Consider the following 13,237-nt stretch of genomic DNA (forward strand, 5'->3'; position numbering starts at 1 on the left):
CGCAAACGGCAGGAAACTATTGCGGCTGGATTTAAAAATCCGTTCGGCGAGAGATTCGGTGGTGGGGTTGAAACGATGGGTTTCGGCTTCCGCCTCTACCCATCCTACGTAAGCTATGTGTTGAATTTTAGGTCAATCGATGCGATCCAGCGGCGGAATATAATAATGCATGGCCGCTTTTATGGGACCTAACGTGTTGAAGAATTTTTCCATGGTGTTGGGTGCCCGGTAAACCGTTCAGTCTAAATATTTTCATGCGTGATCTTTATCAAGTACAACCATGGTTTCCCGGGCAATTTGCAATTCTTCGTCAGTTTTAATGACTAGAATACGGGTTCGACTTTCGGGATGTCCGATTTCGGCGATAGCTCCGGTCACGTCGCTATTGGCCGCTTCATCAATAGTGATGCCGAGACGCGACAGGCCTTCGCAGGCTAAACGGCGCACTTCGGCCGCGTTTTCGCCGACGCCGCCGGTAAAAACCAGAGCGTCGACTTCGCCGAGTACCGCGTAGTAAGCGCCGATATATTTCTTGATTCGATAGCAATACAGATCGAGAGCCAAGCGGGCTCGTTCATCGCCTGCATTTGTTTGTTCGAGCACGGTTCTTAAGTCGCTGGTACCACATAAGCCTTTTAATCCGGATTCGCGGTTCAATGCCCGGTCGATTACGTTCGTGTCGGTATTTTCGGTTTGTTCGACAAATAGCGGTATTGCCGGGTCCAAATCGCCGCTACGCGTGCCCATCACAAGACCTTCCAAGGGCGTAAATCCCATCGATGTATCGATGGAACGGCCGTTTGCAATCGCCGTTGCGCTCGCGCCATTGCCCAAATGCAAAGTAATCAGATGGCTGCGATCGAAAGGTTTCCCGATAAATTCGGCGGCCCGTCTCGCCACATAATGATGAGAGGTGCCGTGAAAACCGAATCGGCGTATGCCGTAATCGCTATACCAAGTTTCCGGAATCGCATAACGATAGGCGTGGGGCGGCATCGTTTGGTGAAATGCCGTATCGAATACCGCCACCTGAGGTACTCCCGGGAAATGAGCCAAGCAGCTCTCGATGCCAAGCAAGTTTACCGGATTGTGCAGCGGCGCTATTCGGCAGAGCGCGCGCATCGACGCTATCGTATCGTCATCGACCAAGGCAGGGCCGGAGAACCGGTCACCGCCATGTACGACGCGGTGGCCTATTGCATCGACCGGGCAATTTTCGCCCAAAATCTCGAAGACTGCCTTGAAGGCTTGGTGATGATCGGCAGCGGCGACCGACTGCTTGATTTCATATAAACGACCCGAATCGTCGGCTCTATGAATGATCCTGCTTTTCTGGTCTCCGATGCGTTCCAGCAAGCCGTCTGCCAGTACCTGCTCTTGCGGCAGAGCAATCAATCGATACTTAATTGAGGAACTGCCGCTGTTGATAACGAGAATATTGCCGTTTGGTATTGTCATATCCTTAAAATGATTTTGGTAAACGCCGTTTTACAAATAAAAATCTGATTAGCAAGTTTCTTCAGCTAAAGCCCAAAAACCAGCATATCCCTAGCAGGACGGGGTTTGTAATCCCGTCCTAAACGTTTTGACTTTGGCCGAAGTTAGCCGAAATGTTTAGGGCAAACCGAAACGTTGGGGACGGGTTAAATAACCCGTCCCGCAGAAAAATTGTGTAGATACTTATGCCTCTGCTCGGACAATTGGCTTCAGCAAGCTGAAGCATCTTGCTAATCAGGTTTGTCATTACCCTAAAAAGAGCTGTTGAGAGCCCCTTCGGCTACGCTCAGGAGAGCCTTGTCGAAGGGTGAACGGTAGTTTGAGGCTTCACCAGTCCGGTGAAAGTATTGTAGACCCTTCATGCTTCGACTTGGCTCAGCACGAACGGTCTACAACATAGGCCAACTGCTCTTTTCAGGATTACTGTTAAAACGGCCATTGCCAACCGGTGATTTCGGGTTTATCGGTGCCGTGTTGATGCGCATAACGAAGATTCTCGATGATTTCGTTTTTCATGAGCTCCTTGAGATGGGCCGCCCTGATTTGCAATTTCGGAACCCGGTCGATGACATCGATGACTAGATTGAAGCGATCGACTTCGTTCAGAATCGCAAGCTCCATGGGTGTATTGATATTGCCGCGTTCTTTATAGCCCCGCACATGCAGATTTTCATGATTCTTGAAGCGATAGGCCAATTTGTGAATCAACCAGGGATAGCCGTGGAAATTGAAAATGACCGGTTTGTCGACCGTAAATAGGCTATCGAATTCGCGATGACTTAAACCGTGAGGATGTTCGGTGTTCGGTTGCAGTTTGAATAAATCGACCACATTGACAAAACGGACTTTCAAATCCGGTAGATGCTCACGCAGAATGGCCGTTGCGGCCAGCGCTTCCAAGGTTGCGACATCGCCGCAGCAAGCCATGACTACGTCCGGGTCTTGACCTTGGTCGTTACTGGCGCGTTCCCAAAGTCCGACACCCTTGGTGCAGTGCACAATCGCTTCTTCGATCGTCAAAAACTGAAGATGCTTTTGCTTGTCCGCGACTATGACGTTGATATAGTCGGTCGAACGCAGGCAATGATCGGCAACCGAAAGCAGGGTGTTCGCATCGGGCGGCAAATAGACGCGGGTCACCGATGGGCTTTTGTTCGTGACCAGATCGATAAAGCCGGGGTCTTGGTGCGAGAAGCCGTTATGATCCTGACGCCAGACGGTCGAGGACAACAAGATATTTTGCGAAGATACTTTCGCTCGCCATGGCACATGGTTTTTACTGGTGTCGAGCCATTTTGCATGTTGGTTGAACATCGAATCGACGACGTGGGCGAAGGCTTCGTAGGTATGGAAAAAACCGTGCCGGCCGGTCAGCAAGTAGCCTTCAAGCCAGCCGACCAGGGTATGTTCGGAGAGCATTTCCATGACGCGCCCGTCCCGGCTCAATTCGCCGCCGTCTTCGTCTTCGGGTAAAAAATCCGCCATCCAAGTCTTTTTGGACGCTCCATAGACCGCTTGCAAGCGGTTCGATGCGGTTTCGTCCGGACCGAAAATCCGGAAATTGTTCATGTTGTTTTTTAGAACGTCCCTTAAGAATTCGCCCAGCGGCTTGGTGTTTTCATGTTCGGCTTGGCCGAGCCGGTTGACTTCGACCGCATAGTCTCGAAAATCGGGTAATTTGAGCGCCTTGCGCAATAAGCCGCCGTTGGCGTGAAGATTGGCGCTCATTCGGCGCTGGCCTTGTGGAGAAAGTTCTCTGAGTTCTGCCACTAAGCGGCCGTTGTCGTCGAATAGCTCTTCCGGTCGATAGCTTTGCAGCCATTCCTCCAGTAAGCGCAAGCCGGACGAACTGGTGCCAGCGTCGGCAAAGGGCACTTGATGAGATCGCCACGAGCCTTCGGATTGATGGCCGTTGATTGTTTTCGGTCCGGTCCAGCCTTTCGGAGACCGTAACACGATCATCGGCCAGCGCGGGCGCTCTGCGATTCCGCTTTCTCGGGCGGACTTTTGAATGGTTTTGATTTCGGCGATGGCTTCATCAACAACGGAAGCCATTTTTTGATGCATTTCTGCCGGATCGCTGCCTTCGACGAAATAGGGCCGGTAACCATAACCGATAAACATGGCCTCCAGTTCTTCGTGACTGATGCGGGCAAGAATTGTCGGATTGGCGATTTTGTAGCCATTCAGATTGAGAATGGGCAAGACCGCGCCGTCGCGTATCGGATTCAAGAATTTATTCGAATGCCAAGCAGTCGCCAATGGCCCTGTTTCCGCCTCGCCGTCTCCGACCACACAGGCGACGATCAAATCCGGATTGTCGAATGCTGCGCCGTAGGCATGTGCGAGACTGTAGCCCAATTCGCCGCCTTCATGGATCGAACCGGGCGTTTCCGGCGTGACATGCGAGCCGATCTGGCCCGGGAATGAAAATTGTTTGAAGAATTTACGCATGCCTTCCGTGTCTTCGCTTTTATCGGGATAGACTTCGGAATAGGTGCCTTCCAAGTAACTCGGCCCTAAAACGCCGGGGGCTCCATGACCGGGACCGGCGATAAAAATCACATCGAGCTCGTCACGTTTAATCAAACGATTGAGATGCGCCCAGGCAAACGACAACGCGGGACTGGCTCCCCAGTGGCCTAATAAACGATGTTTGACATGTTCGGTCGACAAGGGTTCTTTCAGGAGAGGATTAGCTCGGAGATAAATCATGCCGACCGACAAATAATTGCAGGCGCGCCACCAAGCATCGATTTTTCTTAATTCTTCGGCATCGAGGGGGTCGGAGACGGATGTTGAAATTTCAGTGCTCATAAGTTACTCCTAAGTTTTAGGGTTTGTCCGAGAATTCCTGGAAACTAGCGATCCAACTTAATTTTCAGGTCCATGGCTACAATATAACGCAGATATGACCACAATGTGACCGTTTTAATGTTGTCGGACGTCGATGTGCGTGATGACTCTTGTGACTGAAGCATATTGCTTGACGCTTTGTAAAAGTCCATTTCATGGCAGCAATTCCCAATTTGGAGATCAAAAAGGGTGTGGGGTATGCTTGGCGAGGATGTCGGCAGCAGGGCAGATTTTTGCTCCTGCAAAATCTGCATTCACGCCATCCTTGGCGTTCGAGCTGCCGCCAAGCCCCCATGGATGGGTTTACGGCGTTCCTCGACAGGCATACCCCACACCCTAAAATCGGCGAAACTGCTCAAACTGGGAATTGCTGATTTCATGGATTAAACGTAATAGTCTACAATGCATCATTTACATAATTCACAGGAACGCGAAGTATGCGGTAGCGTTGCTGTCTGACGAGAATTTTAGTTGGCACTATGAAAAAATTAAAATGTGCGGTTATTGGAACCGGTTATCTCGGTAAGTTTCATGCCGAGAAATATGCATCACTGCCCGATTGCGAATTGACGGCAGTCGTCGATATTAACGAAACGGCCGCGCGCAATGTCGCTGAAAAACATGGTGCAAGGGCCTTGACCGAATATCAGTCTTTGTTGGGTCAGGTTGATGCGGTCAGTATCGTTGTGCCGACGACCTTGCATCATCGGGTTGCCAAAGATTTTCTCGAATCCGGCGCGCATGTGCTGGTCGAAAAGCCGATTACCGTGACGGTCGATGAAGCCGATGACTTGATCGCCATTGCCGAGCGCAACAAAGTCATTTTGCAAGTCGGTCACCTGGAGCGCTTTAACCCGGCTGTGCTAGGTCTTGGGCAAGCGGAGGAAAAACCGCTTTTTATTGAATCGCACCGCTTGTCTCCATTCAATCCGCGCGCCAACGATGTTAGCGTCGTGCTGGATTTAATGATTCACGACATCGATATCATTTTGGCCTTGGTCGATTCCGAAGTCGAGCGGATCGACGCGAGCGGTACGTCGGTTTTGACTTCCGATATCGATATCGCCAATGCCCGACTGGTATTCAAGACGGGATGCGTTGCGAATGTCACTGCCAGCCGAATTAGTATGAAAATGGAGCGCAAAATGCGCATGTTCAGACCGAGTTCTTATATCTCGGTCGATTTCCAAAATCGAGTGCTGACCAAGCATAAAACCGGCCCCAAAGAAATGTTTCCCGGTATTCCCGAAATATTAACCGAAGAGTCGGTGTTCGAAAACGGCGATGCGTTGCTTGAGGAAATCAAACATTTCGTCAATTGCATTCATACAGGAAGTAACCCGCTGGTACCGGGTGAGGCCGGTAGACGCGCGTTGGCGACAGCATTGGAAATTTCCAAGGCGTTGAATAAATAACAGCAAGATGGTAATTATTCACACCCCCTATCGTTCCCACGCAGAGCGCCACTGCCATTAAGTTAAGCCGTTCGTGGTGAGCCTGTCGAACCATGGACGGCTTAACTTATCGACCCAGGATTTTTCCATTCACCCTTCGACAGGCTCAGGGCGAACGGAAAAATCCTTAACTTAATGGCAGTGACGCTCCGGCGTGGGAATGAAGGCCGAGACGCTCTAGCGTCTCGTACCGCCGGAGCGGTACTCAGGCGTTCCCACGCAGAGCGTGGGAACGATAATTTCCGGGGGACTGAATAGTTACGCAAGATGGGCGCGCAGATTTTGTCCGGTTTATTCGGCCTGAGCGATTCAAGTTTAAAAAATCTATAGTTCTACAAAGAGGCGTTAATCGACATGATCCCTATGGTAAATTTGCAAGCTCAATATGCCGAAATCAAAGATGAAATCGAGCAGGGTCTTGCACAAACGATTGAAAATTGTTCTTTCATATTGGGGCCTAATGTTCAAGGCTTCGAGAAGGAAGCGGCCGATTATTTAGGGGTCAAGCATGCCATCGGTGTGGCTTCAGGAACCGATGCGCTGCATTTGGCTCTGGCCGCCGAAGGAATCGGCGCCGGCGATGAAGTGATTACAACGGCTTTTACATTCATTGCCACGGCCGAGGCGATCTGCTATGTCGGCGCAAAACCGGTCTTCGTCGATATCGATCCTCGCACCTTCAATATCGACTCGGAAGCGATCGAGCAAGCGATTACGCCGAAAACCAAGGCAGTGATGCCGGTACATTTGTTCGGACAGCCGGCCGATATGGCAAGAATCAAAGAAATTTGCGCCAAACATCATCTGAAATTAATTGAAGATTGTGCGCAATCGTTCGGTGCTCGTATAGGCGGTCAACAAACAGGCAGTATCGGTAATGCAGCCGGGTTTAGCTTTTTTCCGAGTAAGAATCTCGGTGCGTTCGGCGACGGCGGCCTGGTCACGACAAATTCGGACGAGACTGCCGCGAAAGTCAAAATGCTGCGCAATCACGGCTCCGATGTGCGCTATTATCACGACGCGATCGGCTATAACAGCCGGCTCGACGACATGCAGGCCGTGGTGCTGCGTGTCAAATTGAAACGCATCGAACAATATAATCAAGGCCGCCGCCGCGCCGCTCACTTATATTCGAAATTAATGGCCGATTTGCCGTTGACCGTGCCTTACGAAGACGGCTTAGGAGAGCATGTCTATCATCAATACACGTTATTATGCGACCGGCGAGATGACGTTCTGAAAGCCTTGCAAGATAAGCAAATCGGCTGCGCGATCTATTATCCCGTGCCCTTGCATCGGCAAAATGTCTTCAAGGAAGCCTATGCCGATGTGTCGCTGCCGGTGACCGAATCGGTGGCCGCGAACTGCATGGCGCTGCCGATTTGTCCGAATTTGTCGGATGAAAACATCGAAACCATCGTCGGCGTGATTCGTTCCGTGCTAACGGCTTGATCAATCGCTGAGAGACCTGCTTTTGACATCTACCCAGTCTTTTAAGGTCATGTTCAGCGCCGGCGAATCCTCCGGCGACCGTCATGCCGCGCATATGTTTCTCGAATTGCAGAACCTGCATCCCGGCATCGAAGGACTTGGCATGGGAGGGGCGGCAATGCGCGAAGCCGGAATCGATATTCGTTTCGATTCGTCGAATATCGGGGTAATCGGCGTCGTCGAAGTGCTCAAGCATTACCGCGAAATACGGCAAGCCTTAAAGCAAATGCAACGTTTATTGGTTGACGAACGGCCCGATTTGCTGGTTTGCGTCGATTATAAGGAATTCAATTTTAAATTGGCCAAATTTGCCAAAAGCTTCGGCGTCAAGGTGTTGTTTTATGTGAGCCCTCAAGTCTGGGCTTGGCGTCCTGGGCGGGTTAAGCAATACGGCCGAGTGATCGATAGGATGGCGGTGATTTTTCCGTTCGAAACGGCCTATTATGAAGCGGAAAACGTTCCGGTAAGTTATGTTGGGCATCCTTCGATCGACAAAGTGCACCCTCGGTACACGAAACATGAGGATCTGGATCGTTTCGGCCTAGACGGCGAGCGCCCCGTCATTGGGTTAGTGCCCGGCAGCAGAAAACAAGAAATTGAACGATTACTACCGGTGATGCTGGACGCCGCGTCGATTGTGCTTTCCCTTGTGCCCGGTGCGCAATTCATTTTGCCGCAAGCCCAAAGTGTCAGCGACGAACTGCTCCGGTCATATCTCGATCGTTCCGATTTGGCAATCAAGGTTATTAAAAACGAAACCTACGATGCGGTTCAATGTTGTACGGCGATCATGTCAAGTTCGGGGACCGCTACGCTGGAAATTGCGTTACTCCAGGTGCCGATGGTTATCGTTTACAAACTATCCGAATTGACCTACTGGCTCGGACGTTTGTTAGTGAAAACTCCTTTTATCGGCTTGCCCAATATCGTTGCGGGTAAGGCGGTGGTAAAAGAATTGATACAGCACCAAGCTAACGCGAAAAATATTGCCGATGAAATCGTCAAGCTATTGAGCGATCGAGCTTATTACGATGCGGTAAAGTCCGATTTGAGTGCCATTAAAAATACGCTGGGAAGTGGAGAAGGGTCGAAAAACATGGCGATCCTGGCTTTAGAAATGTTGACCGAAAAATAAGAAAGACGGTTCGGTTTTAGCTACCGGACAGAGGTTAGGGTTTGTATTTCCTAGTAAATTACTAGGATTTGCTTATAATGCATTGCGCGATAAACTATAAGCGAAATTTTAGTTTCCATGACTACTGTGTTATACCCATCGTAGATGAAAATTCGGCCTCGGGGAGCCTATTTTGATCTGCGGGCATAAATTCGGTAAAAAGCTAGGAGTAGAGGATATGAGTCATCTGTTCGACAGCATCAAACAAACGGTTTTTGCGCGATTTAACCATTATGGCGATGACAAAGATAACGAATTATCCGAAGAGTCGTCACAAACCGCCGCGGTAACTTGTCGCGCTGAGTCGAAGGCATTACATCCGGGAAGACGGCGCTTAAAAGAAAACTATACCAGTCATTGGGATTTGGATTATTTGCCTAGAGAAGAAATGGATCAATTGATTGAAAAGTCGAAAGATAAATCGGATATTGATTCTGATTGATTTATTTTTGAGCGGAGACTCTAATGGGTTGGGGTGAAGTCATTGATGCGAGGTAGTGTTGAGTGGGTTGGGTGAGAAACGGCCTATAAAAGGCGTTAGTTATAAGGTGTCGTTTAGCGCCTTGCTCTCGACTGCTAGTACATTACATCAAGCGCTTAAAAGCCTATGATCACTAACAATTTCAAAAATATTTCAGTTGAAAAGCGCGAACACAGCAATTAGCTAAAATGGCTTTTTTCGATACCGAAACTTACATTGTTGTACCTGATTAGCAAGATGCTTCAGCTTGTCGAAGCCAAGTGTCCAAGCAGGGGTCAGCGGAATGTGTCAATGACATTGAGACACCAAGTTGTTTTAATTAGTGTCTAATTGTTGTGTATTTATGAGTCGAGGTTCTCCTTTGTGTTAATAGGCGGATTAATCCAAACGGCGTTAGGCAAGCTGGGTGGCAAAGGGCACTTTCCTTTGAATCGCTTTGGATTGGCGAGGAAGGCAATCTCCAGGGTTTTTGCGCGTGCTTGGTATACCGTAGCCGCTTGGTCGAAATGGACGGTGGCCGGGGTCATGTAACCGATGCCCGAGTGGCAATGGGACTGGTTGTACCACGGGAAGAAGCGTTGGCAATGGCTGCGGGCATCCTCAATGCAGCCGAAGCGGACGGGGAAATCAGGCCGATATTTCAGGGTTTTGAACTGGGCCTCGGAATAGGGATTGTCATCCGAGACATAAGGCCGGCTATGAGTCTTGGCGACATCCAGATCGACCAGTAAGGCAGCCACGGGCTTGCTGCGCATGCTGGAACCGCGATCGGCATGCAGCGTCAGGGTATGCGGCGGGATGTTGTGCTTGGTCACCGTCTCGGCGATCAGCTGCTCGGCCAGTTCGGCGGTTTCCCGCGGGGCGACCATCCAGCCAACGACATAGCGACTGAAAATATCCAGGATCACATAGAGGTGGAAACAGGTCCATTTAGCCGGGCCTTTGAGTTTCGTAATATCCCAGCTCCAGACTTGATTGGGCGCGGTGGCCAGGAGTTCAGGCTTGGTATAGACCGGGTGCATCCGTTGGCGCCTGCGCTCCGCTGACTGGCCGTCCGCTTCCAGAGCACGGTACAAGGTGCGCACCGAGCCGATGTAGCGCCCCTCGTCCAGCAGAGTGGCATAGACAAAATACGGCGAGCAGTCGGCGAAGCGTTCGCTGTTAAGCACCGCCAGCATTTGCTGCCGCTCATTAGTCGAGAAAGCCAGCGGGGCGGATGGACGAGGCACCCGCGTTACCGGCACAGGCGTCAGGAGGCGCCGACGGGCATCCTCGCGATAGACCGAACTGCGGTTCAAATTCAGGGCTGCACAAGCCGGAGCCAGGCCGACCTCCGGGGCCAGCTGGTTAAGGGCTTGCATCAGTTGGACTCGCTCGGCGTCTCGTCCGCCGGCAGTCCGAACAAGACGCAAAGTTTTTTTTGGACATCAATAATGGCATTGGCCTGAGCGAGTCTGCGACGCAGGCGCTCATTTTCCTGGGTAAGTTGGCGCACACGACGGTCCTCGGCCTGAGCCGAGTCGGCCTTGCGCCCGCGCTTTTGCGGCGCCAGCGCGGCACGCTGATCGGCAGCACGCTGTTTGCGCCAAGTGGCTAATTGGGAGGAGTAAATCCCTTCTTTGCGTAATAGGGCGCCAATCTCACCCGGCTGAGTACAGCGATCAGCGGCATCCAGGATGCGGCGCTTGTCGCTGCTGGTAAATTGTCGGCGCTGGGCGGTGGCAACCACCTCCGGATCGGGCCGCGCGCCGGAGGTCGCGTTTCCAGCCGCCCTACGGGCGTCTTCCAACGCGACCTCCGGCGCAGTTAATTGTGGTGATTCCATGGTCTCTGCTTTTGATTTGCTCATGATTCTGGCCTACCTTTATACTCTAATTTCCGAGGGGTAAGTGTCTCAGGTCATATTGGCACAGGGGGCAGACGCAGTCGCAAAAACTAAAATATGCTGTTACCCAAGCTCCAGCTTGGGTAACCTGTTCAGGAAGCTCTAGCTTCCCGACAATCAAGAAAGATTGAACGAGCGAGTCGGGGTTGATTGAGAATGTGCGGAGGTTGTGTCGGTCTCAGGAAGCTGGAGCTTCCGGGGTGTCTTTCCCAAGCTGGAGCTTGGGAAAGAGCGAAATATTTCAGTTGAAAAGCGCGAACACAGCAATTAGCTAAAATGGTTTTTTTCGATACCGAAACTTACATTGTTGTATGTGTAGACTGGCAATTCCAGGCGCAGTTTACCGATCACATTTGGTGTAAGCGTCGAACAAAACAGCATTGCCATAACCAAGTGAATAGTTATACGCTTTGCTAGTCAAATTTCGGCGTCGTGGTGCCCGTCAAAGGACGCCGTGAATACGTCCATGTAGACTCTATGACAGCATCTATGCTGCCAAAGCCTTTGCCGAACACCCCGGCGCCTCCATACGCTAATGCCGAAATTTGAAGTGCGATAGGTATAGTAAGTCGTTTAAATTGAACGAGACATATTAGCTGTGCCAAATAAAATACGCTATGTCATAATAAGCCCTTTTTAGCGATGGCTGTTACCGCTTAATCGAAAGGCGATGACTAGCAATGCCGATTCTTCCAATGGTAAGCATCGGATTGGTGGTTTTTAAAATTGAGTATGAAATGTACTTTTGGAAAGAAACAGCGAACGCCTAACAGAAGACATTTTGCGCAGAGTGTTTTCGAAATAGAAACTAGTTTAGATGAGGGCAATATAAATGGATGAGAACAAGAAAAAAGCACTTGGCGCTGCCTTGATGCAGATCGAAAAACAATTCGGCAAAGGCTCGGTGATGCGGATGGGCGATGTGGCCGCTTCTCGAGATATCCAGGTTGTCTCGACCGGTTCTTTATCCTTGGATATTGCTTTAGGATGCGGGGGGCTACCGCGTGGAAGGGTGATTGAAATTTACGGCCCGGAGTCGTCAGGTAAAACCACATTGACTTTATCGGTTATCGCGCAAATGCAAAAACTGGGCGGGACAGCCGCGTTCGTCGATGCCGAGCATGCACTCGATCCCGGTTATGCCGAAAAAATCGGCGTCAACGTCGACGATTTATTGGTTTCTCAACCCGACACCGGCGAGCAGGCGCTGGAAATTACCGATATGCTGGTTCGTTCGGGAGCAGTCGATATCGTCGTCGTCGATTCGGTTGCAGCGCTCACCCCGAAAGCCGAAATCGAAGGCGATATGGGCGATTCGCACATGGGCTTGCAAGCCCGCTTGATGTCTCAGGCGCTCAGAAAATTGACCGCTAATATCAAGCGTTCGAATACCTTGGTGATATTCATCAATCAGATTCGCATGAAAATCGGCGTCATGTTCGGCAGTCCGGAAACTACGACCGGCGGCAATGCCTTGAAATTTTATGCTTCGGTGCGTTTGGATATTCGACGCATCGGCTCGGTTAAAAAAGGCGACGAAGTGATCGGCAACGAAACCCGCGTCAAGGTCGTCAAAAACAAGGTCGCGCCGCCTTTCAAGCAGGCTGAATTCGAGATTCTTTATGGCGAAGGCGTGTCGTTTTATGGAGAACTGGTCGACTTAGGCGTGTCTTACGGACTCATTCAAAAAGCCGGCTCTTGGTACAGTTATAATGACGAAAAAATCGGGCAAGGCAAGGACAACGTCAAGCAATTTTTAAAAGAACATCCGGAGAAAGCGGCGGATATCGAAGCAAAAATCAGAGCCGAGGCTTTTGGAGGACTGCGAGCACCGGCCGAGAAGAGTGGCGAAGAGGTTTTTTCGGAAGAATAAAGTCGAGTATAAATTAAGGTAGGTGCTTTTATTCGACATGGATGCTGAACTCAAAAAAATCGAAGCAGTGTGTCTGCGATTGTTGGCACGGCGCGAACACAGTCGATTGGAACTGAATAATAAATTATTGTCGAGAGGGTTTGAACAGGCGCATATCGATAATGTCCTGGATAAACTAGTCCTGAATGACTGGTTGAGCGACAGGCGTTTCGCCGAATGTTACGTTCGACAGAGGATCGAAAAGGGTTTCGGTCCGAGCCGTATCGATTATGAGTTGCGGCAATTGGGCATAGACCGCTTCGATTTGGACGAAGCCGGAGAGGATGCGGCGGGGAGTTGGTTTAACGTGTTGCAGCGGGTCTACCTCAAAAAATATCGTCAAGACGAACAGGTGACCTTATCGGAATGGAGTAAACGAAGCCGTTTTTTATTGCAACGAGGGTTTTCCGGTGGCATGATCGCTGCTTTGCTCGAACACTTGAACATCAAAATTAAGTAATTCCAAGAACATTTAGTATTCAAAGAT

At 50.5% G+C, this 13,237-nt stretch carries 10 protein-coding genes; 6 read left to right on the forward strand and 4 right to left on the reverse strand.

Features of this window, described 5'->3' with window-relative positions:
• Positions 1-252 precede the first annotated feature (252 nt).
• The 3 genes from EQU24_RS07890 to EQU24_RS23255 all read right to left on the reverse strand — a co-directional run bounded on the left by EQU24_RS07890 (position 253) and on the right by EQU24_RS23255 (position 4,733).
• Entirely contained in the window at positions 253-1,458 is a 1,206-nt protein-coding gene (locus EQU24_RS07890) for an acetate/propionate family kinase (RefSeq protein ID WP_017840011.1), read from the reverse strand.
• Positions 1,459-1,923: 465 nt separating this feature from the next.
• Entirely contained in the window at positions 1,924-4,314 is a 2,391-nt protein-coding gene (locus EQU24_RS07895) for a phosphoketolase family protein (RefSeq protein WP_017840010.1), read from the reverse strand.
• 293 nt (positions 4,315-4,607) lie between these two features.
• Entirely contained in the window at positions 4,608-4,733 is a 126-nt protein-coding gene (locus EQU24_RS23255; RefSeq protein ID WP_268869769.1) for a hypothetical protein, read from the reverse strand.
• A 99-nt stretch (positions 4,734-4,832) separates the two neighbouring features.
• Here EQU24_RS23255 and EQU24_RS07900 point away from each other — a divergent pair, with 99 nt between their 5' ends.
• The 4 genes from EQU24_RS07900 (at position 4,833) to EQU24_RS07915 (ending at position 8,914) form a co-directional block, all read left to right on the forward strand.
• Positions 4,833-5,768, forward strand: a complete 936-nt coding sequence (locus EQU24_RS07900) for a Gfo/Idh/MocA family protein (RefSeq protein WP_017840008.1) — start codon at positions 4,833-4,835, stop codon at positions 5,766-5,768.
• 393 nt (positions 5,769-6,161) lie between these two features.
• Complete coding sequence (locus tag EQU24_RS07905) at positions 6,162-7,259, forward strand: DegT/DnrJ/EryC1/StrS family aminotransferase (protein WP_017840007.1); 1,098 nt, start codon at positions 6,162-6,164, stop codon at positions 7,257-7,259.
• Positions 7,260-7,281: 22 nt separating this feature from the next.
• Positions 7,282-8,433, forward strand: a complete 1,152-nt coding sequence (gene lpxB / locus EQU24_RS07910) for a lipid-A-disaccharide synthase (RefSeq protein ID WP_083877662.1) — start codon at positions 7,282-7,284, stop codon at positions 8,431-8,433.
• A 217-nt stretch (positions 8,434-8,650) separates the two neighbouring features.
• Positions 8,651-8,914, forward strand: a complete 264-nt coding sequence (locus tag EQU24_RS07915) for a hypothetical protein (RefSeq protein WP_017840005.1) — start codon at positions 8,651-8,653, stop codon at positions 8,912-8,914.
• Between the two features lie 380 nt (positions 8,915-9,294).
• On the opposite strand, the gene EQU24_RS07920 is transcribed toward EQU24_RS07915, so the two are convergent.
• Positions 9,295-10,778 (reverse strand): IS3 family transposase gene (locus EQU24_RS07920; protein ID WP_412768467.1). Its coding sequence is split into 2 segments (ribosomal slippage): positions 9,295-10,332 and positions 10,335-10,778, totalling 1,482 coding nucleotides; the frame shifts between segments, so codons are not numbered across the junction.
• Positions 10,779-11,670: 892 nt separating this feature from the next.
• Between EQU24_RS07920 and recA the strand changes: the two genes are divergently transcribed.
• Together recA and EQU24_RS07935 are read left to right on the forward strand one after the other, a co-directional pair.
• Positions 11,671-12,711 (forward strand): recombinase RecA, encoded by a 1,041-nt coding sequence (gene recA, locus EQU24_RS07930; protein WP_017840002.1) that lies wholly within the window; start codon positions 11,671-11,673, stop codon positions 12,709-12,711.
• A gap of 37 nt (positions 12,712-12,748) precedes the next feature.
• Positions 12,749-13,210: a regulatory protein RecX gene (locus EQU24_RS07935; protein WP_017840001.1), complete on the forward strand. Its 462-nt coding sequence runs from the start codon at positions 12,749-12,751 to the stop codon at positions 13,208-13,210.
• Positions 13,211-13,237 lie beyond the last annotated feature (27 nt).

Source organism: Methylotuvimicrobium buryatense (genome assembly GCF_005931095.1).
GTDB lineage: Bacteria > Pseudomonadota > Gammaproteobacteria > Methylococcales > Methylomonadaceae > Methylotuvimicrobium > Methylotuvimicrobium buryatense.

What these genes read in the sequence shown, in the direction of transcription:
- EQU24_RS07890 (WP_017840011.1), bottom strand. Translation starts at nt 1,458, where the DNA reads ATGACAATACCAAACGGCAATATTCTCGTTATCAACAGCGGCAGTTCC.
- EQU24_RS07895 (WP_017840010.1), bottom strand. Translation starts at nt 4,314, where the DNA reads ATGAGCACTGAAATTTCAACATCCGTCTCCGACCCCCTCGATGCCGAA.
- EQU24_RS23255 (WP_268869769.1), bottom strand. Translation starts at nt 4,733, where the DNA reads ATGAAATCAGCAATTCCCAGTTTGAGCAGTTTCGCCGATTTTAGGGTG.
- EQU24_RS07900 (WP_017840008.1), top strand. Translation starts at nt 4,833, where the DNA reads ATGAAAAAATTAAAATGTGCGGTTATTGGAACCGGTTATCTCGGTAAG.
- EQU24_RS07905 (WP_017840007.1), top strand. Translation starts at nt 6,162, where the DNA reads ATGATCCCTATGGTAAATTTGCAAGCTCAATATGCCGAAATCAAAGAT.
- EQU24_RS07915 (WP_017840005.1), top strand. Translation starts at nt 8,651, where the DNA reads ATGAGTCATCTGTTCGACAGCATCAAACAAACGGTTTTTGCGCGATTT.
- recA (WP_017840002.1), top strand. Translation starts at nt 11,671, where the DNA reads ATGGATGAGAACAAGAAAAAAGCACTTGGCGCTGCCTTGATGCAGATC.
- EQU24_RS07935 (WP_017840001.1), top strand. Translation starts at nt 12,749, where the DNA reads ATGGATGCTGAACTCAAAAAAATCGAAGCAGTGTGTCTGCGATTGTTG.